The sequence below is a fragment of the Pacificoceanicola niger genome (assembly GCF_048553275.1).
Lineage (GTDB): Bacteria > Pseudomonadota > Alphaproteobacteria > Rhodobacterales > Rhodobacteraceae > Pacificoceanicola.
The window spans coordinates 303,604-326,527 of sequence record NZ_JBLZMW010000003.1; the positions used below are offsets into that span (position 1 = coordinate 303,604).

Genomic DNA, 22,924 nt, shown 5'->3' on the forward strand with positions numbered 1-22,924 from the left:
TTGGCCGGACTCCTCTCCGGTCTGTCCGGCAACGTGGCAGTCCATGCACACGCTGTCAAACATTTTGTATACAAGAATTCCAATATTGCGTTCACACCCCAGTCGTGCAAAATCCTGTCCCATGGAACGCAAACGGTCGGACATCATCGCGGACGAGATCGAAGAGCGGATCTTCGATGGCACCTTCCCGGACGGGGCAAGGCTGGAGGAAGTCATGCTGGCCGAGCGGTTTTCCGTCTCGCGCACGCCGGTCCGCGAGGCGCTGCACCGGCTGTCCCTGTCCGGCCTCGTCGAACAGATCCCGCGCCGTGGCGTGTTTGTCCGTCAGCCCGGACCCGTCGAATTGATCGAGATGTTCGAAGTCATGGCCGAGCTGGAAGCCATCTGTGCCCGCCTCGCCGCCACGCGCATCACCGACGCCGCGCTGACCGAGCTTGCCGAGATCAACACGCGCTGCGCCCGGGCGGTCACGTCGCAGGACGCTGTTGCCTATTATCTTGAAAACGAACGCTTTCACGCGCTGATCTACCGTCAGGCCGGCAACAGCTTTCTTGAACAGGAGGCACTGCGCCTGCAACGCCGCCTGCAACCCTTCCGCCGCACCCAGCTCAGGCTGCGTGGTCGCCTGCGGCAGTCCATGTCCGAACACGAAGCGGTTCTGAACGCCCTCACGGACGGCGATGGTCGCGCCGCCGCCGACATCATGCGTGCGCATGTGGCGGTGCAGGGCGAAAAATTCCACCATCTGATGGCCAGCCTGAAACCGGCCGCCGAATAGGCAGGTCCTGTCCGCGATCCCGGCCTGCCGGCAAGGCCGATCAGACCGAACAGGACACCGCCCGGCGCCTGGACGCCCCGCTCAGGCCGCTTCGCCCGATTTGATCCCGGAAATCGCCTGAATGAGGTTGTCTTCGCTGACCTCCTCGGAGGTGAAGGTGCGCATGATCCGGCCCGAATACATCGCGACGATCCGGTCGGAAACGTGCAGCACCTCAGGCATTTCCGAGCTGATCACCATCACCGCATAGCCCTGTGCCGCCAGTTCGCGCAGCAGCTTGTGGATCTCCGACTTGCTGCCGACGTCGATGCCGCGCGTCGGCTCATCCACGATCAGCACGTTGGGATGCATCGACAGCCATTTGCCGATGACGATCTTTTGCTGATTGCCACCGGACAGGTTGCCCACCTGCTGCTTCCAGCCCGGCGTGCGGATATCCAGACGGTCGCGGTATTGATCGAAAATCGCCACTTCCGCGCCTTCGGCAACGAACGGACCAGCCTTCAGATCATCCACCTGCGGCAGGGTCATGTTGTCGCGGCAGTTCATGCCAAGAATAAGCCCCTGCCCCTTGCGATCCTCGGGCACCAGGGAGATGCCGCGCGCAATCGCATCGACCGGCGAAGACAGGCGCACCTGCGCGCCATCGAGCAGGATTTGCCCGGCGGAGGGGGCGCGCAGGCCAAACAGCGTCTCGGCAATCTCCGTCCGGCCCGCGCCGACAAGGCCATAGAACCCGACAACCTCGCCGCGCCGCACCTCGAAGCTGACGTCCTGGAACAGCTTGCCGCAGCTCAGACCCCGCACCTCAAGCGCCACCGCGCCAATCTCGTGGTGCACCGCGTTGCGCGTGATGTCCAGCTTGCGGCCGATCATCATCTGGGTGACCTTTTCCTCGTCGGTGTCGGCGGTGGCGACCGTGCCCTGATACTGCCCGTCGCGCAGGATCGAGATCCGGTCGGTGATCTTGAAGATCTCCTCCATGCGGTGGGAGATGTAGATGATCCCCACCCCGTCCGACTTCAGGTCCGCGATCACATCGAACAGCACCACCTTTTCCGCATCCGTCAGGGACGCGGTCGGCTCGTCGAAGATCACCGCCTTGGCGTCCACCGTCAGGGCGCGGGCGATTTCGACCATCTGCTGATTGGCGATGGACAGATCCCCGACGCGGGTCCGGGCATCGAACCCCACGTTCAGCTTCTTGAGAATGGCGTTGGTCCGCTCGGTCAGTGTCGCCCAGTCGACGCGGCCAAAGCGCTTGCGGGGCAGCTCACCGAGATAGATGTTTTCCGCCACCGAGAGTTCCTCCGCAAGGCTCAGCTCCTGGTGGATGAAGACGATGCCCTTGGCCTTGGCCTCCAGCGGACCGGCCATGACGACCTGCGCATCGCCCATGTAGATGGCGCCTTCGTTGGGCTGATGAATGCCGCCCAGCACCTTCATCAGGGTCGACTTGCCCGCGCCATTCTCGCCCATGAGCGCATGCACCTCGCCCGGCATCACGTCGAGGGACACACCATCAAGCGCGCGCACACCGGGGAAAGTCTTGACGATGCCTTCGAGGCGCAGAACCGGATCGGTCATACTCTCAACTCCTCTTTGCCTTTGACGTTCAACTGTCGGTCCAGGAACAGCACGGCGATCAGGATCAGACCAATGACAAGGTTCACCGTCGAGGTATCCGCCCCGATATGGCCCAATCCCTTGCGCAGCAGCTGGATCGCGATGACGCCGCCAAAGGTGCCGATGACGCTGCCCGCGCCGCCGGTGATCTTGGTCCCGCCAAGCACAACCGCAGTGATCACCCACAATTCATAAAGCTGGCCGTCGTTGGGGTTCACCGAGCCGCTCTCGGAGTAGAACACCACCGCCGACAGCGCCGCCAGAAAACCGATAATCGCGAAGTTGATCATCATGTGCGGCCCGACGCGGATGCCGGCATTGACCGCCGCCTCGCGGTTGTCCCCGATGGCATAGGCGTTGCGGCCATGCACCGTCCGCGCCATGACGAACCAAATGACCAATGTCACCGCCAGCAAGAACCACGACGCCGTGGCCAGCCCGAGAAACTCCGCTTCGGCGAAATCGACCAGCGTCCAGTTCAGGTGGCTGGTGGGGTTCTCGCCGTTGAACATGAAGACGATCCCGCGAAAGCCGAGCATCGAGCCCAGCGTCACGATAAAGGCGTCCACCCCCGTCTTCCAAACGATCAGCCCGTTGAGCGCGCCCAGAACCGTGCCCACCAAGAGCGCCAGCACCCAGGCCACCGGGATCACCCAATCGCCAAGACCGGCAAAGATCGGCCAAGTCATGCTGTCCAGCAGGATGATGGCCGCAATGGCAAAGGTCGCCCCGACCGACAGGTCGATGTTGCCGTTGACCATCACGATCGTCATGCCCATGGCAATGATCCCGATGGGCGCTGACTGCTTGAGCAGCAGCAGCATGTTGTCATAGTCCATGAAGGCCTTGTCAGAGAGCGACAGATATTCGCCCGCCACGCTGAAAAAGATCAACTCCAGCACGATAAAGCCCCAGATCGCGCCGCTTTTCAGCGCCTTGGACAGTGCACCCGATTGCATGGTTCCCACTCCCTCTTACGCGATTGGCGACCAGAGCTTGCCGCGCTTGGCCGCGATATCGAGCCAGACAGCAAGGATGATGATGATCCAGGTCACAATGAACTGAACATAGAACTGCAGTCCGACCAGCAGCAGACCGTTCTGGATGAACCCCAGGATAAGCACGCCGATGACCGTCTTGAAGATCGTGCCGGACCCGCCAAGAAGCGACGCCCCGCCAAGGATGACAGCCGCCAGCACCTCAAGCTCCAGCCCCTGCCCGACGGTATTCTGCGACCCAAGCGACCGGCTCGCCTGGATCAGCCCGGCAATCGCCACACAGCCCGAAGAGATCAGGTAGCAGGTGAACACCGTGCGCGCCCGGCGGACGCCGGAAAAGGTCGCCGCGGTGCCATTGCCGCCCACCGCATAGATCTTGCGCCCGAAGGGTGTCTTGGCCAGCGACAGGCCAAGCAGCGCGGCCAGCGCCGCGAAAATCAGGATCGGCACCGGAATACCAAGCGCCGTGCCTTGTCCGAAGACGCTGAACCATGTGCCTTCCTTGTCGGCGATATCCATGTTCTGGCCGCCCGAATAGGTCAGCGTCAGCCCGTGGATCGCCGAGAGCATGCCCAGCGTGACAATCAATGAGTTCAACCTCAGATACCCCACCAGAAACCCGATGAACGCCCCGAGGCACAGCGTCAGCCCCACCATCGCCGGAATGGCCAGAAACGGCCCGATCTTGTCATGCAGATCCAGCACCACGATGGTCGAGAAGGACATCATTGACCCCACCGACAGATCGAGATTGCCGCTGATTACGACGAAGGTCACGCCAAGCGCCATGATCCCGAGGATCGCGGATGAGCGCACCACGCTGAACACGTTGTCGACGGACAGGAACTTGGGGTTGGCAATCGTAAAGGCGATCATGAAGATCGCAAACGCGATCAGGATGCCCTGCCTGGCAAGCATCCCTCCGATCTGCTGCTTGGTCACTGTTGCCATTTTCCCCTCCCTAAGGTCGCTGGCCTTGTGTGTCGTGCTGTCGGACATGCCGCCCCTCCCCGGTTGGCCTTCCCGCGTCGCCTGTCAGATCAGCGTCATGCCGCCGTCGATCATCACGATCTGGCCGGTCATGTAATCACTGTCCTTCGAGGCAAGAAACGTCGTTGTGCCGGTGATGTCCCGGGGCAGCGCAACGCGGCCCTTCAGGATCTCGGCCGAAAACTCCTCCATCGCCTGTCCGGGGCGCTCGGCGGCCCCGATGTTCAGCAAGTCCTGATCGACCTGCTCCCACATCTCCGTGGCCACCACGCCGGGCGCGAACCCTGTCACGGTGATATCATGCCTGGCCAGCCCCCGCGCCGCCGATTGCGTCAGCGACACAACCGCGAACTTGGAGGCGCAATAGGGCGCGACATTGTCGAAACCCTGGCGGCTGGCAATGGACGCCGTGTTGATGATCTTGCCGCCGGTCCCCTGGGCGATCATCTGGCGGGCGGCTTCCTGCATGCCGATCATGCAGCCAAGCCCATTCACCCCCATGATGAAATTCCAGTTGTCCTCGGTGACATCCATGAAATTCTGCGGCTTGTTCACCCCGGCGTTGTTGAATTTGACGTCGAGACGGCCAAAGGTTTCGACCGTATGGGCGATCATCGCCCGCACCTGTTCGCGGTCGGTCACATCGACCTGCGCCGACGTCACGGCCCCGCCCTGCCCGTTCAGGCGGCTGCGGTTGGCCTCGGCGACCTCGGCCACCTGTGCGCCATTGATGTCCGCAAAGCAGACCTTGGCACCCTCGTCCAGCAAGGCTTCGCCGATCGCCCGGCCAATGCCCCGTGCGGCGCCTGTCACGATGCAGACGCGGTCAGAAACACGTCCCATGCCGCGTCCCCCCTCGTGTATGGAAAAAGTGTGACGATGCGGGGCGCGCGCATCCTGGCTGCGCGCGCCCCGCAGGCGGGAGGAGTCTCAGAAGACCGGCTTGGTATACTCGTCCATGTTGTCCTGGGTGATCTTCGGCGTGTCGAAGTAGTTCAGGAACGGCACGTCCTTGCCATCCAACACCTCGACAGCGGTTTTCAGTGCCGCTTCGGCATCGTCCACCGGCGACTGGTAGATCGAGCCCCAGTAATCTCCGGCGGCCATCGCCTCGTAGCCAACCGCAAAGTTGGTGGCGCCGACAAAGATGATGCCCTCACGGCCCGCCGCCTTGGCGGCGTTCAGCGCGCCGACGCCCATATTGTCGTCACCGGCATAAACGCCGTCGATGTCGTCATATTTGACAAGGAAGGCTTCCATGACCTGCTGCGATTTCTCGCGGTTCCAGTCGCCCGGCTGGGTGTCGAGAACGGTCACGTTCGGGCAGACCTCGGGCAGACGGTCGTCAAAGCCCTTGGCGCGCTCGATGGCAGTGGTGTAACCCGGCTGACCGGTAATATGCACCACGTTGGCTTCATCCTCGATGCCCATCGCCTTGAACTTGTCGCACATGATCTCGGCCGAGCGTGCGCCCTGCGTGATGTTGTCCGGTCCGGAGAAGGACTTGACGAAATCAAAGCCCGCTTCGGCGATGTTCGAATTGGTCACGATCACCGGAATGCCCGCCTGCTGCGCCTTGCGCACGGCCGGGATCACCGCCTCGCCATTCGTCGGCCAGATGATGATGGCATCCACTTCCTGCTGGATCAGGTCTTCCATCTGGGCGATCTGACGCGCCACGTCGCCCCCGGCATCCAGCACCACGGCCTCGATATCGGGATTGCTTTCTGCGGCGGCGATGAACGCCTTTTCATAGGTGGTCTGATAGCTGTCGACGCCCACGTTGTTCTGCGTGATGCCGATCTTCATGCTCTCGGCGGATGCGGTGCCTGCCAGCGCAAACACGGCGGTGGAAGCTGCAAGGATAGTGCGAAACTTCATTTGGGTCTCCTCCCCGGTCAATACGGTCTGTTCTCCCCGGCGCCCCTCCCGGACGCCAATCACCACTCGGCGCACCGAGCGAATGAAACGTAGTCTGGCCGGACCGCGCCGCAATGAATGCAGCAATGATATCCACTTTGGATATTTTTTTCCTCAAAATGGATATCTTCACGCTACGCTCGAAGCTCCACATTGGACATTTTCGGGAGACAGCCTGTGACTCAGTTCAAATCATCCGATCCGGATAATGGCCAGGAGACAGACAGGCGCCGCACGCAGCAAAGGCAAACCGACAAGATGAATGCCATGGTAGGACATAGTCAAAGTACCCCGGTTGCGCCACAGGCGCAAAGCGAGGCGCTTGCCATGCTGGCCTTCATTGACGAGTTCAGCAACGAACTCGAAGGGGCGCTGGACATCATCGCACCGAACGCCCATCTGCGCATGGCTCTTCACCTGCTGCACGGCCATTTCGACGCCAAGACCATCACGCCGACATCCCTGATCAGCGCCAGCCGTGTGCCCTACGCCACCGCAAGCCGCCGCATGAAGCAGATGATCGACGACGGGCTGATCGAACAGCGCCCCCGCACCAAGACCGGCAAGAGCTTCTCCCTGCACCCCAGCGAAACGCTGCTGTCGCAGTGGATGCAGCTTTCGGGCCGTCTGCGCCGGATCGCCGAAGGCTGCTTTGGCGGTCAGGACAAGGGGCAGGACTCCGAGGATTACTACTTCGGCGGCAGCTACACGGAGGCGCAGTCCATCCCGCCGCTGCGTGTCCTCAACGAGCAGCTCAAGGTGTCGGGTGGCATTCGCGTACTGGTGCACGGCGATCCCACCTTCATGGTGATGGACAACCTCAAACGCCAGTTCGAACAGGTCATCGGCACCGACATAAGCCAGCGCGCCTTCTCCATCGACCGCCTGCGCGAGGAAGCCCTCCGCAACGCCCAGCGCGACACCAGCCGCTATGACATCATCGCCGTGGATCTGCCGTGGATTGGTGAGTTCGCGCAGAAGGATGTGCTGATGCCGCTCGATCAGATCATGGATCTGTCCCGGCTCGATCCGGCGGATTTTCACACGGCGGGCTGGAAGGCGGCGCATTGGGGCGGTCGGGCCTACGGCGTTCCCGCGCAGACCACGCCAGAGTTGCTTTTCTACCGCCGCGACATGTTTGCCAAGGCCGGTCTGGAGCCGCCCGCGACCACCGACGCGCTGCTGCACGCCGCCCGAACCCTGCACGAGCCGCGCCGGGGGCGTTATGGCATCGCGTGGAACGCCGCGCGTGGCACCGCCCTTGGCCATACCGTACTGATGACCCTCGCCGATTTCGGGCAACCAATCCTCGATCTGCCGGAAATCGCGGGCGGTTTCGACACCGATCGCCTCGCGCAGGGCGGTTACCGGGCCACCATAGACACGGAGGCCGGGCTGCGCGCCGCGGAATTCCTGCTCGAACTGCTGCAGTATTCGCCGCCCGACATCCTGTCGATGTCCTGGTACGAGCGCATCCGCCCCTACGCTGCCGGCAACATCGCCATGGCCTATGGCTACACGCTTCTGGCCCCCTATTTCGAGCGAGACGAGAGCTGCCCGGCCTATGGCCAGACCGGCTATCTGCCGCATCCGGCCGGCCCCGGCGCCAGCCAGGTCGCGCCGGTGGGCGGCTATGTCATGGGCATTCCGGCCAATCTCGCCCCCGAGCGCATCAAGGCCGCCGTCGAGGCGCTGACCGTCTTCACCTCCCCCGAGGCACAGAAGCTCTATGTGCAGAACGGCAGCCGCACCAACCCGCGCTACTCCGTCGGCTCCGATCCCGAGGTGCGCCGCGCCTCGTCGATTTTCGAGGCGGTCGACGGCATGTCCTGGCGCGATGAATTGCAATTCTGGCCGCGCCCGCCCGTGCCCGAAATCTGCGGCATCATCCAGATCTGCGGCGAGGAATTCCACGACATGCTGCGCGGGCTGATCTCCCCGCGCGAGGCATTGCGCAAGGCTCAGGAGAGGGCCGACGCGCTGATCACCGCAGATCGGATAAAATAATACGAGGAGGAGAGACCATGGACCCCAATCGCCTGAAAGGGAAAAACATTCTGATCACCGGCGCCGGACGCGGCATGGGCGCCGCCAATGCCGAGGCCTTCGCCGCGCAGGGCGCCAATGTCTGCCTCGGGGATCTTGATCTCGAAGAGGCCACCAAAGTCGCGGGCAGCATCAACGCCGCCGGAAACGGCAAGGCGTTTCCCGTCAAGATGGACGTGACCAAGCGCGAGGACAACGCCGCTGCCGTCGCCGCCACCGTCGAGGCTTTTGGCTCGATCAACGTGGGCCTGTTCAACGCGGGTCTGAACAAACCCCGGTTCTTCATGGATATCGACGAAGACAACTGGGACATGATCATGAACGTCAACACCAAGGCGATGTGGCTGGGCATGCAGGAAACCGCCCGCCAGATGATCAAGCAGGGGCCAATGGAGGATCACCCCTACAAGCTGATCAACGTCGGCTCCATCGCGTCGCGCAAACCGCTGGTGGACGTGACTGTCTACTGCACTTCGAAATACGGCTGCCTTGCGCTGACCCACTGCGGTGCCATCGGTCTGGCCGAACACAACATCACCGTGAACGGCTATGCGCCGGGCGTTGTGGTGACACCGCTCTGGGAGCAGCTCGACAAGGACCTCGTCGACATCGGCTTCAAGGAGCGCGAAGGCCAGGCCTATGACGACATCGTCCGCGACGCGCTGCAGATCAAGCGCGTATCCTACCCAAAGGACATCACCGGCACCGCCTCGTTTCTCGCCAGTGACGACAGCGACTACATGACCGGCCAGATGGTCCACATCGACGGCGGCTGGTGCATCCAGTAACGCGTCACCCCCCCTGCTTTCATTCACAAACCGGGTGCGCATGGTCGCGCCCGAAAGGAGCATCCTATGTCAGAACGTCCAGGCAATGCCTTGATGCCGAACCTGCTCACCCCGCAGGACCTTGAGACCAACTGGGAATGGCGGGACAAGATCCCGGCCTGGGGTCACAGCTCTGTCGATTTCGAACGCCGGGTCGATCACGACCGGCTGCGCCGCTACCGTCTTGCCCGCACCCGTCAGAGCTTGCAGAACTCGCAGGCAGGCTCCTTGCTGCTCTTCGATGTGAACAACATCCGCTATGTGACCTCGACCAAGATCGGCGAATGGGAACGGGACAAGATGTGCCGCTTCTGCCTGCTGACCGGCGACGACAGCCCCTATGTCTGGGATTTCGGCTCGGCCGCCGTCCATCACAAGCGGTATTCCGACTGGCTGGAGCCGGATCACTGCCTGGCCGGCGTTGTCGGCATGCGTGGCACCATTCCGCCCGAGTTCGGCCTGATGAAGAAATATGCCAAGATGATCGCGCAGCTGATCAAGGACGCGGGCATGGCCAACATGCCGGTGGGTGTGGATTATGCCGAAACGGCGATGTTCCACGCGCTGCGCGAAGAGGGCATCAACGTGGTCGACGGCCAGCAGATCATGCTCGCCGCCCGTGAGATCAAGAACTGGGACGAAATCCAGCTTCTGACGCAAGCCGCCGCGATGGTCGATGGCGTCTATCACATGATCTACGAAGAGCTGAAACCCGGCGTGCGCGAGAACGACATCGTCGCCATGTCGAACAAGCTGCTCTACGAGATGGGCTCGGATGATGTGGAGGCGATCAACGCTATTTCCGGCGAGCGTTGTAATCCGCATCCGCACAACTTCACCGACCGTCTGATCCGTCCCGGCGATCAGGCTTTCTTTGATATTCTTCAATCCTATCAGGGGTATCGAACCTGTTATTACCGCACGTTCAACGTGGGCCGGGCGACCCCGTCGCAAAACGACGCCTACGTGAAGGCCCGCGAATGGATCGACGCCTCGATTGCGATGATCAAGCCGGGCGTCACCACGGACAAGGTCGCCGCCGTCTGGCCCACCGCCGAATCCCTCGGCTTCGAGAACGAAGATCAGGCCTTTGGCTTGCAGTTCGGCCACGGCCTTGGCCTTGCCCTGCACGAACGCCCGATCATCTCCCGCGCGGTCAGCATGGAGCACCCGATGGAGATCCAGACCGGCATGGTCTTTGCGCTGGAAACCTATTGCCCGGCGACGGACGGCTATTCGGCGGCGCGGATCGAAGAAGAGGTGGTCGTGACCGAAACAGGCTGCGAGGTGATCTCGCTGTTCCCGGCCGAAGAGCTGCCCATCGCGAACCGGTACTGATCATGAGCAATCCGTTTGACCTGACCGGCCGCAAGGCCCTTGTCACCGGCGGCGCAACCGGCATCGGCGAGGGCATCGCCCTTGCCCTTGCTGCCGCCGGGGCCGATGTGGTGCTGACCTATCGCAGCCACGCGCCCGAAGAGACCCTCGACAAGATCGCGGCGCTCGGCGTCAAGGGCGCCGCCGTCAAGGCCGATTTCACCGGCATGGACCGGGCCGCCGCCGAAGAGGTGGTGCGCTTTGCAAGGGAGGCGCTTGGCGGGCTGGATATCCTCGTGAACAACGCCGGGATCATCCACCGCGAGGACAGCACCGACATGCCGCTCGAAGACTGGCGGCGCGTGCTGTCGGTCAACCTCGATTCCGTTTGGCTGTTGTCGCAGGCCGCCGGGCGGCACATGGTGGCGCAGGGCGCGGGCAAGATCGTCATCGTCTCCTCCGTTCTGGCCACGCAGGGCGGCCTTCGCGTGCCCGCCTACGCCGCCAGCAAACACGCTGTCACCGGACTGACCCGCGCGCTGTGCAACGAATGGGCGCCGCACGGCGTCAACGTCAATGCCATCGCGCCGGGCTACACCGCCACCGACAACACGCAGGCATTGCGCGATGATCCCGATCGCTCCCGCGCCTTGCTCGACCGCATTCCCGCAGGCCGTTTCGCCGAACCGCACGAGATCGCGGGCGCGGCTGTCTTCCTCGCCTCCGATGCCGCCGCCTATTGCCATGGCAGCACCGTGACCGTCGACGGCGGCTGGCTCGCCCGCTAACCAGGAGGCCCCCATGACACACACACTTGACGGCAAGACGGCTCTTGTCACCGCCGCCGGAAACGGCATTGGCCGCGCTTCAGCCGAGGCGCTTGCCCGGCTCGGGGCGCAGGTGATCGCCACCGACATCGACGGCGCCGCCGTCGCGTCCGTCTCCGAAGGCTCCGACAACATCCGCGCCGAACAGCTGGACGTACTCGATGCGGCCGCCGTGCAGGCGCTGATCAAGTCCTCCGGACCAATCCATATCCTCGTGAACTGCGCCGGCTGGGTCCATGACGGCTCGATCCTCGACTGTGCGGAGACGGCCTGGGACCGCTCCTTCGATCTCAACGCCAAGTCCATGTTCCGCCTGACCAAGGCGGTCCTGCCCGGCATGCTGCATGCGGGCGCGGGCTCCATCGTCAATATCGCTTCCATCGTGTCCAGCGAAAAAGGCGCGCCGCGCCGCTTTGCCTATGGCGCCTCCAAGGCCGCGATCATCGGCATGACCAAGTCCATCGCCGCTGATTTCGTCAAGGACGGCATCCGCTGCAACGCCATCTGCCCCGGCACAGTTCAGAGTCCCTCGCTTGAGGATCGCCTGCGCGCCACCGGCGATTTCGACACGGCCTTGGCCGCCTTCAAGGCCCGTCAGCCGATGGGACGGCTCGGCACGCCGGAGGAAATCGCGGAAATGGTGTGCTATCTGGCAGGCGACATGTCGGCCTTTACCACCGGTCAGGCCTTTGCCGTGGACGGCGGGTGGTCGATATGACGGCACTGGAGCGCGCCGCCTCCATCGAGGATCTGCGCCAGATCGCGCGGCGGCGGATTCCGCGCTTCGCCTTCGATCTGGTGGATGGCGGCGCGGAATCCGAACGCAACCTGCGGCGCAACTCCGAAGCCTTCGAAGAGGTCGAGCTGACCCCGCGCTACATGGTCGACGTCTCCGAGATCGACACGCGTACCACGCTGTTCGGCACGAATTATGCCCTGCCCTTCGCCATGGCCCCGATCGGGATGCTCAATGCCTTCTGGCCCGATGCGGACCTGACGCTGGCGCGGCTGTGCAAGCGCGAGAACATCCCCTACGTCGCCAGCTCCGCCTCCTCAACCACGCTCGAACGGCTGGCCGAGGCCGCTGAGGGCAATGGCTGGTTTCAGCTCTATGTCTCCAGCGATCCGAGCGTGACCGACGGGCTGATCGCCCGCGCCGAGGCCGCCGATTATGAGGTGATGATGGTCACCGCCGACGTGCCCGCCGCCGGAAAACGCGACCGCGACATCCGCAATCAACTCGCCGTTCCGTTCCGGTTCACCCCCGAAGTCGTGGTACAATGCGCGCTCAACCCGACCTGGGCGTTGACCAGCCTCCGGCATGGCACGCCCAATGTCGCCAACTATGCCGATCTTCTCCAGCAGGCCACGTCTTACGCCGAGGTGCAAAAGACGCTGATCACACCGGGCTTTTCCTGGGAGAGCCTTAAAGAGCTGCGGGCGCGGTGGCGCGGAAAGCTGCTGGTCAAGGGCATCCTGCACCACGATGACGCGGTCCGCTGCGCAGAGATCGGGTGTGACGGGATCGTGGTGTCCAACCACGGTGGGCGGCAAGTGGCTTTCGGCCCGGCAACCGCCGACGTGCTCCCGGCCATCGCCGGGGCCGTCGCGGGGCGCATGAGCGTCCTTGTCGACAGCGGCATCCGTCGCGGCGCGGACCTGATCCGCGCCAAAGCCCTTGGCGCGGATTTCGCCATGACCGGTCGCGCGCTGGCCTATGGCGTCGGCGCCGGCGGGAATGCCGGGGCGGAGCGCGCCATGGAAATCCTCAAACTGGAGCTCGTGCGCGCCCTCGGGCAACTCGGCGCGCCGTCGATCAACGCCGTCGGCCCCGCCGATCTCACAAGGCCGCCACAGGGCGCATGACCGCCCCCGAAGCAGGGCATCAGGCCGGGTTCGCCCGGCCCGGCCCCAGCCTCAGTTCTTGACCAGCATTTTGCGCGGGATGTCACAGAACACTTCCGGCGCATCGTCGGTGATGGCGATGGACTCCGTGGTCTCGTAACCCCAGGTGTCCATCCACAGGCCGGTCATGAAGTGGAAGGTCATCCCCGGTTTCAGCTCGGTCATATCCCCGCGCCGCAGGGACATCGTCCGCTCGCCCCAATCCGGCGGATAGCTTAGCCCGATGGAATAGCCACACCGGTTGTCCTTGACGATCCCGCGTTTCTCCAGCGACTTGAAGAAGGCATCCGCGATGTCGTGGCAGGTGTTCCCCGCCCGCGCGGCCTCCAGCCCCCGGTCCATCCCTTCCAGCACCGCCTCTTCGGCATCGAGGATGTACTGTGGCGGCTCGCCGAGGAAAATCGTCCGCGACAGCGGCACGTGATAGCGCTGATAGCAGCCCGCGATCTCGAAGAACGTGCCCTCGTTCGCCTTCATCGGCAGATCGTCCCAGGTCAGATGCGGCGCGGCGGCGTCCGGCCCCGACGGCAGCAGCGGCACGATGGCGGGATAATCGCCGCCGTGTTCATACCATTCGTCATAACGCAGCCCGGCGTCGTAGATCTCGGCCACCAGATCGCATTTGCGCACGCCCACTTCGATCTTGTCCGCGATGCGGTGGTGCATGCGCTCGACGATCCGCGCCGCCTGCCGCATGTACTCCAGCTCCTTGTCGGATTTCACCGCCCGCTCCCAGTTGATGAAGGCGGTGACGTCCTGAAACTTGGCATTCGGCATGCCGTGCTGCAGCCGCTCATAGGCGCGGGCGGAGAACCAGTAGTTGTCCATCTCGACGCCAATGGTCCCCTTGGCCAGCCCCATGTCCGTGAGCTGCTCGCACAGGTATTCCATCGGGTGGCGCTCGGTGGATTGCACGTAATGGTCGGGATAACCGATCACGTTGTCCCGGCTCATCCATACCGTGCGATAGGCACCTTGGGCATCCTGCCCGCGCCCGTACCAGATCGGATCGCCGGTCGGTGGCACGATCACGCATTGATGCACATAGAAGGACCAGCCGCCATACCCGGAGATCCAGCTCATGTTGGACGGGTCCGACAGGATCATCATGTCCAGACCCTGCTTCTCCATCTTGGCCCGGATCCGGACCAGCCGTTCGCGATACTCTTCGGTTGTGTAACGCTCGGGCGTTCTCTGCAATTTGTTCATAGAGGCCTTTCCAGTCCGTTCTGTCCGGAGCCGAGACGGCAACCGGCAGGCAGCGCCGGGCCTTGGCCCGTCCCGCCGCATGGGCCGATCCTGCAGGGCAAAGCCCTGCCCTGCAAGGTCAAGCGCGACAGAAAATAGCGCAGCTGCGATCAGCGGCGCGGTTTTGATCAGCCGGGACGCCCGCCACGCTCCGCCGCACAGCGCCACCGTTGACAATCCCACGGCGGGGCGAAACAACCACGGTTATGGATCAGACACGCCTTGATGAGCGCGACATCGCCATCCTCGCCACCCTGTGCCGCGAGGGCCGCATCGCCAAGACCGAGCTGGCCGCGCGGGTCAACCTCTCGCCGACGCCGTGCTGGGACCGGATGAAGCGGCTGGAAAAGGCCGGGCTGATCCGGGGCTACCACGCCGAGATCGACCTCGACCGCCTCGGCCCGCATGTGCAGGTCTTCGTCACCGTCGAGCTCGACAGCCACAAGGCCGAGACCTTCCAGCTCTTCGAACGCACCGTCGCACGCATGGACGCGGTGACCGGCTGCTGGGCCATCGGCGGCGGCTATGACTACCTGATGCAGATCGTCTGCCCCGATGTGGCGCGCTTTCAGGATCTCATGGACGGTCTGCTCGAAAGCCGCGCGGGCGTGCGACGCTACTACAGCTATATCGTGACCAAACCGGTCAAGAACGATCCCCCGGCGATGGGCCTGCTGCGGCGTTGAAAAGCATGGCGGCGCGGTAACATCGGCCCGAAGCGCTCGATCGGTCAGCAATCCCGTGCCCGCAGCACGGGCAAGCAATTCGACGCCCCCTTGAAGCCGGCGCCTGGGCCGTCGCGCCCCTGACACGCACACCGGTGGGTGAATGAAATTGCGGAGAAACAGCGTGCTGTCGCCATGCCACGACCCGGCGGTCTGCCTGTGACGACAGGCTGTCCGGCAGTGCGGCCCGGGACCGGTCAGGAACAGAATTCAGACACCGGTTCCGGGCCACCGCGCTTTCAATTCCCCAAGACAAATCCTCTCCCCCGCCGCCCAAGCAAAGAGACTTCCTCTCCCCGGGGCGCACCAAACAGGCAAACCCTCTGCCCGCGCCGTGCCAAATTCATGGGGAAAGGAGACCACTTCCCATGACCAAGATGACGCGCGCCCTCGAGGCCTGGATCACCGACACCGCCCTTCTGCAAACCACGGGGGATTTCCCGGGACAGGGCCGCCTTGCCGTGCGCGATCCCGCCACCGGCGATCTCGTGGCGCAGGTCGCACTCAGTGACGCCACCGGCGCCCGTGCCGCCGTGGATGCCGCCGACGCCGCCTTCCCCGGCTGGTCCACGATGCTGCCGCAGAACCGCGCGACGATCCTGCACCGCTGGCATGACCTGATCATGGAAGCCAAGGAAGATCTCGCCCGCATCATGACCGCCGAACAGGGCAAACCAATCTCCGAGGCGCGCGGCGAAATCGACTATGCCGCCAGCTTCGTGCAATTCTACGCCGAGGAGGCCCTGCGCCCCAACATCGAAGGCGTCACCAGCCACCTGCCCGACGCGGAAATGGAACTCTGGCGCGAACCGGTCGGCGTTGCCGCGCTCATCACCCCGTGGAACTTTCCCTGCGCCATGATCACCCGCAAGGCCGCCGCAGCGCTGGCCGCCGGGTGCACCGTGGTTATCCACCCTTCCGCCGAAACCCCGCTCTCGGCGCTGGCACTGGCCGAACTGGCCCGGCGCGCGGCATTCCCGGACGGTGTGATCAACACCGTTATCGGCGACGCGCCCGCCATCGTTGGCGAATGGACCGCCGATCCGCGGGTTCGGGCGCTCTCGTTCACCGGCTCCACCGAAGTCGGCAAACTGCTCTACCGCCAGTCCGCCGATACCGTGAAACGGCTGGTGCTCGAACTCGGCGGACATGCGCCATTCATCGTCTTTCCCAGCGCCGATCTCGACCGCGCGGTGGCCGAAGCGGTGAAAGCCAAATTCGCCACCTCCGGTCAGGACTGCCTCGGCGCCAACCGCTTTTACGTACACCGCGACGTCTACGACGCCTTCTGCACCCGCTTCGCCGCCGCCGTGGGAAAGCTGACCATGGGCAAAGGCATGGACAATCCGGACATCGGCCCGCTGATCAATGAAAAGGCCATCGCCAAGCAGGTGGAGCAGGTCAAGGATGCCCTCGCCAAAGGCGCCAAGCTCGTCAGCGGCGGCGCGGTCGACGACGAGAAAGGCCCGCTCTTCTTCCCGCCCACCGTCCTCACCGACGTGCCCGACACCGCCGCGATCATGTCAGAGGAGAACTTCGGTCCCGTCGCGCCCATCACCCCCTTCGATACCGAAGAGGAGGTCATCGCCCGGGCGAATGCCACCGAATACGGCCTCGTCGCCTATGTCCACAGTCAGGACCCGCGCCGCATCTACCGCCTGACCCGCGCCCTGCAGTTCGGCATGGTCGCGGTCAACCGCACCAAGGTCACCGGCGCCCCGATCCCCTTCGGCGGGACCAAACAGTCCGGACTGGGCCGTGAGGGCGCGCGGCAGGGGCTGGAAGCCTTTACGGACATCAAATACGTCTGCCGCGACTGGGGCTGAGCGCCCGCGACGCACCCAACGGCGCGGACTGCAAGCGCGCGCCCTGCCGAGGCTGTCCAAGCGCCGTGTCCACCCACATGGGAACATGGTGTCCAAGAAGAAACGCCCCCGCAGTGCATTGCGGGGGCAAATTGGATTGCGATGCCGGGTGTGCGGACCGTCCTTGCCTTCGCGACCGGTGCTCAGTGCGTTCTGCACCCTCGAACGCCTGTGGCAGGGTGGACGGCGCGCGTGCATGCGCCGCGATGCAGCAGCACAGTTGAGGCACCGCCAAAGCGGCCCTACAAAGCCAGTCGGTTTGGTCGGTGTGAAACGCGCCTTCGGTTGTCCGCCCTTTGGTTTGGGGGAGCGTGGACAAGACGGGGCAAGATTCACGGGTTCGGGTCCGTGGCCATGAAACCCGGCAGGCGCAAATCAATCGACGGTTTCGCGTCTCAATCCGGCACATGGTCGATATCGAAGGTCATGTAGACCGTACAGTCAGACAGACCCAGAGCCGATAGGCTGTCCATCCCCATCAACGCGCCGATCAAGAGATCGACATGAGAGCCGATCTGCGTGGGTGAGGTGATTTCCGTGCCGACACCAGCCCCGACTTTACCGGGCCCGGAGGCAACCTCGAACAGCGCGCCTTTACAAGCGTTGGGGCCGACCCTTCGCCAGGTGACCTGCTGGACTTCGCCATTCATGAAGTCAAGCACCGCCGAGTCGAAGCGTCTGCCCCAGTCGATGTGGTGGGTCTCCGATTGGGCATCAATCCATGCCGGAGCCGCGCAGCATGGTTTCCATTTGCGCAGGGCATTTGGTGAACGTCTGATCGCGCGACGTGACCCGCCAAAGGCCGTCGCGCGGTATGTTCCCGCCATCGCCTGCTTCGGGAAAAAGATCAATGACCCACTCCTTCCCTCATCCCCCGGCGCGAAGACCATGACGGCATCATCACGAATTGCCTCGCCGGGAAGAAAGCTGAGCCGCGTCATCTGCCCTTCGCCGCCATACGCCTGATGCACGGCTGCGGGCGCCAGCGGCACAAGCGAAGGGTCCCGGCTGCCAGCGAGATAGACAATCGTGACCTCGCCCGGCGTGAACGATTGGCCAAACAGCACGCCCGCAGCAGATTCGCCTATCTGTGCCTGTCCTGCTGCGCAGCCTTCGCCCGGCGTGCAATAGAGCACCGGAGCCGATGCTATCGGCCAGCGCCGCGCACGGGGCAAGACCAAAGACCGCCGCGGTCATCAATGAAACATTATGAAAACAGAACGTTTGCATGATGCAGTCCTGAATAAACAGTTTAGGGGTTGAACGGTTTGAAGCAGCAACGCGGCTCCAAGCCGGGCTGCGGGACAATCCGGCGTCAGGTTACAGACCGGCCCCATGGTCGAGGGCAGGCAGAGCATCCCGTCCGTTATCTCGGCAGGGGCGTTCGGAACCAGACGCGCACTGCGTGCACTATCGAAAATGGGGCTGCGCACCGGTGCGCCAGGACCGTCACGATAGAGAAAATCCGTGCCCCAGCCCTGACGCAGGAAAAAGCTGATGCCGGTCTCGGGATCGTCGATCTGGCAACCAAGCTGCTCTTCGCAGAGATAGGCGACATCCTCAGCAAGCGCCGCGTCTTCGGGTTCGGACCCGGTGCTCCCCGCCCCTGCTGTTGCAGGTGCCGAACTTTGCCCGTCCGCTTGCGTGGTGGCGGTTTCGGCCGCAGAGGGCGCGGTATCCGCGTCTGTTTCGCGTATGTCTGCCGACCAATCGGGGGCATCGGCGACAACGGTCAGTGCCTGCTGGAACAGCAGCGCGCGCTCACGCGTGCCATCCGCGATCCTTGCCTGCTCCTCCGCAGTCAGCGGCTGCACGCAGCGTACCACATATTCGCCGAGTTCGGCTGGCATGGTCAGCGACAGGCTGTCGGATCCGGCCTCAACGGCGACAGAGTCGAGGGAATGGGTGCCTGCCCCGTCAAACGGGGCCATGTCGATGTAATCCCCCGCGCGGGCGGGCCCGGTCCAAGACACGTCGAAGCGTGATGCGCGGCCAATGGTATCCGGTGCCCTGCGGGTGGCAACTGGGTCTGGCGGCAACGCAGCCTCCGACTCCTGCACTGCCAGCGCAGCAAGTGTCTGGTCGAGGGCGCGCGCGTCACCCGCATCGAAATGCCGCCCGCCTGCCTCCGTAGCGCGGCATTCCAGCGCCGCTGTCTCGGCGCCCTGCAGTCCGAAGCCAACCGCATGGGCGGTGAACCCGACCGAACTTGATCTGGACATCGTATCTGACACGGTCCGGGCGTTTGTGGATCAAGCTGCCTTCGACAGCCTCATCGAAAGCTGGAACCAGAAACTCAATGCGCTCGATACGGCAGCCCGTGTGTTCGAGCGGCATTTCTCGGCCGCGTTCTTCAAGCAAATGGACCTTGCTGCGGACACGCTCGACCGTCTGGACTTGCAAATCTTCGAAGATCCGTTGGAACGGCTTGTCTCCGAGGTTTCCGGTCCTGCGGTGGTGATCAGTCCGGATTTGCGGATCGCGTCCGTGAATGCCGAGGCAACAGAGCGGCATTTCGCAAGCTCCCGGTGCCCCAGGCCACGCTCTTGCGGCTTGCCGGAACGGCACCGCGGCTATTGGAACTGATTGCCAGGGCTGGCCAGCGCTTGATCCGACGCTACTGCGTGGATTGGCACCTGGGCCGCGCACACGCGTCGACACCGCTTGACCTTGAAATCTGCCGCACCCCCGCAATGGCATCTCTGGTGCGCGACGCTTGCCCGCATCTTGTCGTACAGGGCCCCCGCAGGTTTGTCCGGGACATGCAGATGTTCCATGCTCCGGTCGATGGAGCGATCGATCGGTTGACCATTCCAATGCTGAGCATGGTGCCAACCGAAGACGGGCTGTTTGATCTCTACGAGTACCGGCAGCTCGAAGCCCGCAGTTCCCGGGTGACGGTTCTGCCCGTCCCGGATAGTGCGGATCTGATGATCTACCGGCAAACCGATTTCATAATGGACCGGATTAGCGAGAGGGTGTCGGGCGCGCGCCAACCGAGCAAGGGCTCGCCTTGGATGTCCGCGTCATCCTGCCCACCGACCCCGAACAGTCCCACGCGCCCCAAGGTCGGGCTTTTCGGTCATGAGGCGACAACCACCCATGTATTCGATTGCCTGAGATCACGTGAACAATTCGGATCAGGGCGGACAGGCGGACAGCAGCAAACCTCGGTCGCCCGACCTCTTGGCTGACTGGCATCTCTTTGACGTGGATGGCCGGTTTGCGCGCCGGGGAAGACAATGCTGCGCGTTTGCGAGGCAACCAGCGAGAGCCTGTTTCGGGGATGCTGCCGCCAGGTCGACAGAATGCGCGATACTCATATCAATGAGTACGCATCGGTGAGCTGAGACAGCCGATTGATCTTCGAGCCGGTCGGGACCGACATGCAGATCGGGATCGCCACGTCTGGCACAAGAAACGGAGGCCTCCTGAGCATCGCTGCCCTGCGTACAGGAACACTGCGAAGGTCGGATTTCCACCGATCTCGTGAAAAACACCCGTTCGCGGGTGCAGACTATCGACTGCGGGTAAGGGCATGAGCGCCTTTCTTGTCGGGCGTTTCGAGATTGCTGTGAAGCAAGGATCCTGGCCAGTTCGCGGAGGTTCCGGGCGGTGGCAGAAAGAACCAGCGCGCCCTTGAGGCCACCTGCCCGGCCGCCAATCCAAGAACACCTGCAGCCCCGCCGCGCCGGAGGGTTACTCGCCGCACGCGCAAAAATGAGGCGGCAGGACGTGGGACATTTGAGCCCGAACCGGACGAGCCTCCTCGTGATGACCGCTCCCTCAGTCCGGCCGCGCACCTTTGCACATCCGTCAGGGGATTGCCGTCCGGCTTTCTTTTTTGCCCCAATGAACGGCACGCCCTTCCAAACCGCATCCGCTTCCGGGAATATGCCGCGAAAACGACGCAGCACAGGAAAACCCCGATGACCGACTTCGCCACCTACCCCAGCCTCAAAGACCTGCCCGTGCTGATCACCGGCGGCGCCTCCGGGATCGGCGCAGCCATGGTCGAGGCCTTCGCGCGGCAGGGGGCGAGACCCGCCTTCGTCGACTTCGACGAAACGGCCGCCGCCGCCCTGCTTGAAAAGCTTGCGCCGCTCGGGGCCGACATCGCCTTCGAGCCATGCGATCTGCGCGACATCGAAGCGATGAAGGCTGCCTTTGCCCGGATCGAAACCCGCATCGGCGCGCCGCTGGTGCTGGTCAACAACGCCGCTCGCGACGACCGCCACGGCTGGGAAACGGTGACCCCCGACTATTGGGACGAGCGCATGGCCACCAACCTGCGCCATCAGTTCTTTGCCATACAGACGCTGGCACCGGGGATGATTGCGGCGGGCAAGGGGTCGATCATCAACATGGGCTCGGTCAGCTGGATGATGCCGCAGGGCGGCATGCCGGCCTATACCACGGCGAAATCCGCCGTCCACGGCATGACCCGCAGCTTTGCCGCAGACCTCGGCAAGCACCGCATCCGCGTCAACGCCATCGCCCCCGGCTGGATCATGACCGAACGCCAACAGACGCTCTGGCTGACCCCGCAGGCGCGCGAAAAGCACCTCGAGCGGCAGCTGCTCCCCGATCTGATCGACCCGGTCTATCTTGCGAACATGGTGCTGTTTCTGGCCTCGGACGATGCCGCGATGTGCACGGCGCAAACCTTCATCGTCGATGGCGGCACGGTCTGAAGAGGGATTTCGCCGCGCTTTGCGCGTCGACCAACGCGCCTTCGGCGCGTGATGGGGGCTCTGCCCCCGCCCTTTCAGGACTCCCCCGAGGTATTTGGGGACCAAAGACGGAAAGAACAGCGCCCTGCAGTCTTTGGTTTGCCCGGTTTGCAACACGCCAGGCAGGGAGCAGCCTGCACCCTGCCTGGGCGCAGGCCGTTTGCGATCAGTTGACCGGAGTCACCAAAGGCTTGCCTTCGAGACAGGCCGTCACGTTTTCGAGTTGCAGCATCGCCATGGCGCGGCGCGTCTCGACTGTGCCCGAGCCCTGGTGCGGCTGCAGATGCACGGTGTCCAGCGCAAAGAACCGAGGGTTCACGACCGGCTCGCCGACGAACACATCAAGGCCCGCACCGGCGATCGTCCCCGCTTCGAGCGCATCGAGCAAAGCCTCTTCGTCGATGGTGGTCCCGCGCGAGATGTTGACCACCACACCGCGCGGGCCAAGCGCCTCGATGGCCTCACGGCTGACGGTCTTTTCGGTGGCCGGGCCGCCGACGATGGCCACCACGAGGAAATCCACCGCACGGGCAAGGCTGACCACATCCTCTCCGTGATAGGTCCAGCCCGGCGTCTCCTTTTCGGAGCGCGAGGTGTAGTGGATCTCCATCTTGAAGGCCGCCAGCCGGTCCGCGATCTCGCGCCCGATGCGGCCAAGGCCCACGATTCCAACCGTAGAGCCGGTGGCCTTGCGGTTCAGCGGCAGCTCGCCCTTGTCCGGCCATGCGCCGCTGCGCACGCGCGCGTCACCCGCCACCATATTGCGGCACTGCGCCAGAAGCATCGCCACGGCCAGATCCGCCACATCATCGTTCAGCACGTCCGGCGTGTTCGTCACCTTGACGCCGCGCGCCGTGGCGTCCGGCACGATGATCTGGTCATAGCCCACACCGAAGTTGGCGATCACCTCAAGGTTCGGAAGCAGATCCATGCCCGCGCCGTCAAAGCGGTGGTGACCGCGATAGGCAACGGCCCGCACCTGCGCGCGGGTCTCGGCGTCCACCTCGGCCAACGCATCGAAGTTCGCGGCATAGACCGACGCATGCGCGGCCTCCAGGCGGGCGCGGTCTTCGGCGGTGGTGCCGCCACCGAGGATCAGAAGGGGGGTACGGCTCATGG

The 22,924-nt window shown here is 63.8% G+C and carries 21 protein-coding genes; 12 read left to right on the plus strand and 9 right to left on the minus strand.

Features of this window, described 5'->3' with window-relative positions:
• Positions 1–121: 121 nt before the first annotated feature.
• A complete protein-coding gene (locus ACN2XU_RS06310; RefSeq protein ID WP_419409559.1) occupies positions 122–778 on the plus strand; it encodes a GntR family transcriptional regulator in 657 nt (218 codons plus the stop codon).
• An 81-nt stretch (positions 779–859) separates the two neighbouring features.
• Here the strand turns inward: ACN2XU_RS06310 and ACN2XU_RS06315 are convergent, their stop codons facing one another.
• The 5 genes from ACN2XU_RS06315 to ACN2XU_RS06335 all read right to left on the minus strand — a co-directional run bounded on the left by ACN2XU_RS06315 (position 860) and on the right by ACN2XU_RS06335 (position 6,273).
• A complete protein-coding gene (locus ACN2XU_RS06315; protein ID WP_419409560.1) occupies positions 860–2,365 on the minus strand; it encodes a sugar ABC transporter ATP-binding protein in 1,506 nt (501 codons plus the stop codon).
• Entirely contained in the window at positions 2,362–3,363 is a 1,002-nt protein-coding gene (locus tag ACN2XU_RS06320; RefSeq protein ID WP_419409561.1) for an ABC transporter permease, read from the minus strand. The genes ACN2XU_RS06315 and ACN2XU_RS06320 overlap by 4 nt, the downstream gene beginning before the upstream one ends.
• A gap of 15 nt (positions 3,364–3,378) precedes the next feature.
• Complete coding sequence (locus tag ACN2XU_RS06325) at positions 3,379–4,353, minus strand: ABC transporter permease (protein ID WP_419409562.1); 975 nt, start codon at positions 4,351–4,353, stop codon at positions 3,379–3,381.
• A gap of 84 nt (positions 4,354–4,437) precedes the next feature.
• On the minus strand, positions 4,438–5,235 hold the full coding sequence (locus ACN2XU_RS06330; protein ID WP_419409563.1) for an SDR family NAD(P)-dependent oxidoreductase: 798 nt from the start codon (positions 5,233–5,235) through the stop codon (positions 4,438–4,440).
• Positions 5,236–5,322: 87 nt separating this feature from the next.
• Positions 5,323–6,273 carry a sugar ABC transporter substrate-binding protein gene (locus ACN2XU_RS06335; protein ID WP_419409564.1) on the minus strand — a complete coding sequence of 317 codons (951 nt, stop codon included), beginning with the start codon at positions 6,271–6,273 and terminating at the stop codon, positions 5,323–5,325.
• A 297-nt stretch (positions 6,274–6,570) separates the two neighbouring features.
• Between ACN2XU_RS06335 and ACN2XU_RS06340 the strand changes: the two genes are divergently transcribed.
• The 6 genes from ACN2XU_RS06340 to ACN2XU_RS06365 all read left to right on the plus strand — a co-directional run bounded on the left by ACN2XU_RS06340 (position 6,571) and on the right by ACN2XU_RS06365 (position 13,195).
• A complete protein-coding gene (locus ACN2XU_RS06340) occupies positions 6,571–8,319 on the plus strand; it encodes an extracellular solute-binding protein (protein ID WP_419409698.1) in 1,749 nt (582 codons plus the stop codon).
• A gap of 17 nt (positions 8,320–8,336) precedes the next feature.
• The gene (locus ACN2XU_RS06345) at positions 8,337–9,146 is read left to right on the plus strand and encodes an SDR family oxidoreductase (protein WP_419409565.1); all 810 of its coding nucleotides are present in this window, start codon (positions 8,337–8,339) and stop codon (positions 9,144–9,146) included.
• Between the two features lie 66 nt (positions 9,147–9,212).
• Positions 9,213–10,523, plus strand: coding sequence for a M24 family metallopeptidase (locus ACN2XU_RS06350; RefSeq protein ID WP_419409566.1), 1,311 nt, complete (start codon positions 9,213–9,215; stop codon positions 10,521–10,523).
• 2 nt (positions 10,524–10,525) lie between these two features.
• Positions 10,526–11,290, plus strand: coding sequence for a glucose 1-dehydrogenase (locus ACN2XU_RS06355; protein ID WP_419409567.1), 765 nt, complete (start codon positions 10,526–10,528; stop codon positions 11,288–11,290).
• A gap of 13 nt (positions 11,291–11,303) precedes the next feature.
• Positions 11,304–12,047, plus strand: coding sequence for an SDR family oxidoreductase (locus ACN2XU_RS06360; RefSeq protein ID WP_419409568.1), 744 nt, complete (start codon positions 11,304–11,306; stop codon positions 12,045–12,047).
• A complete protein-coding gene (locus ACN2XU_RS06365; protein WP_419409569.1) occupies positions 12,044–13,195 on the plus strand; it encodes an alpha-hydroxy acid oxidase in 1,152 nt (383 codons plus the stop codon). Before ACN2XU_RS06360 ends, ACN2XU_RS06365 begins: the two co-directional genes overlap by 4 nt.
• Before the next feature lie 51 nt (positions 13,196–13,246).
• Here ACN2XU_RS06365 and doeA read toward each other — a convergent pair whose 3' ends face one another.
• Positions 13,247–14,443, minus strand: a complete 1,197-nt coding sequence (doeA, locus tag ACN2XU_RS06370; protein ID WP_419409570.1) for an ectoine hydrolase DoeA — start codon at positions 14,441–14,443, stop codon at positions 13,247–13,249.
• 245 nt (positions 14,444–14,688) lie between these two features.
• Between doeA and ACN2XU_RS06375 the strand changes: the two genes are divergently transcribed.
• A complete protein-coding gene (locus ACN2XU_RS06375; RefSeq protein ID WP_419409571.1) occupies positions 14,689–15,168 on the plus strand; it encodes an Lrp/AsnC family transcriptional regulator in 480 nt (159 codons plus the stop codon).
• A gap of 407 nt (positions 15,169–15,575) precedes the next feature.
• Positions 15,576–17,033, plus strand: a complete 1,458-nt coding sequence (locus ACN2XU_RS06380; RefSeq protein WP_419409572.1) for an NAD-dependent succinate-semialdehyde dehydrogenase — start codon at positions 15,576–15,578, stop codon at positions 17,031–17,033.
• 434 nt (positions 17,034–17,467) lie between these two features.
• Here the strand turns inward: ACN2XU_RS06380 and ACN2XU_RS06385 are convergent, their stop codons facing one another.
• Both ACN2XU_RS06385 and ACN2XU_RS06390 read right to left on the minus strand, forming a co-directional pair.
• A complete protein-coding gene (locus ACN2XU_RS06385; protein ID WP_419409573.1) occupies positions 17,468–18,208 on the minus strand; it encodes a hypothetical protein in 741 nt (246 codons plus the stop codon).
• A gap of 60 nt (positions 18,209–18,268) precedes the next feature.
• Complete coding sequence (locus tag ACN2XU_RS06390; protein WP_419409574.1) at positions 18,269–19,294, minus strand: hypothetical protein; 1,026 nt, start codon at positions 19,292–19,294, stop codon at positions 18,269–18,271.
• On the opposite strand from ACN2XU_RS06390, the gene ACN2XU_RS06395 reads away from it, so the two are divergent.
• From ACN2XU_RS06395 to ACN2XU_RS06405, 3 genes are all read left to right on the plus strand, one after another.
• The gene (locus ACN2XU_RS06395; RefSeq protein WP_419409575.1) at positions 19,266–19,658 is read left to right on the plus strand and encodes a hypothetical protein; all 393 of its coding nucleotides are present in this window, start codon (positions 19,266–19,268) and stop codon (positions 19,656–19,658) included. The genes ACN2XU_RS06390 and ACN2XU_RS06395 overlap by 29 nt on opposite strands.
• A gap of 182 nt (positions 19,659–19,840) precedes the next feature.
• A complete protein-coding gene (locus ACN2XU_RS06400) occupies positions 19,841–20,266 on the plus strand; it encodes a hypothetical protein (RefSeq protein ID WP_419409576.1) in 426 nt (141 codons plus the stop codon).
• A gap of 735 nt (positions 20,267–21,001) precedes the next feature.
• Complete coding sequence (locus ACN2XU_RS06405) at positions 21,002–21,766, plus strand: SDR family NAD(P)-dependent oxidoreductase (protein ID WP_419409577.1); 765 nt, start codon at positions 21,002–21,004, stop codon at positions 21,764–21,766.
• Positions 21,767–21,971: 205 nt separating this feature from the next.
• Here the strand turns inward: ACN2XU_RS06405 and ACN2XU_RS06410 are convergent, their stop codons facing one another.
• On the minus strand, positions 21,972–22,922 hold the full coding sequence (locus ACN2XU_RS06410; protein ID WP_419409578.1) for a 2-hydroxyacid dehydrogenase: 951 nt from the start codon (positions 22,920–22,922) through the stop codon (positions 21,972–21,974).
• Between the last annotated feature and the right edge of the window lie 2 nt (positions 22,923–22,924).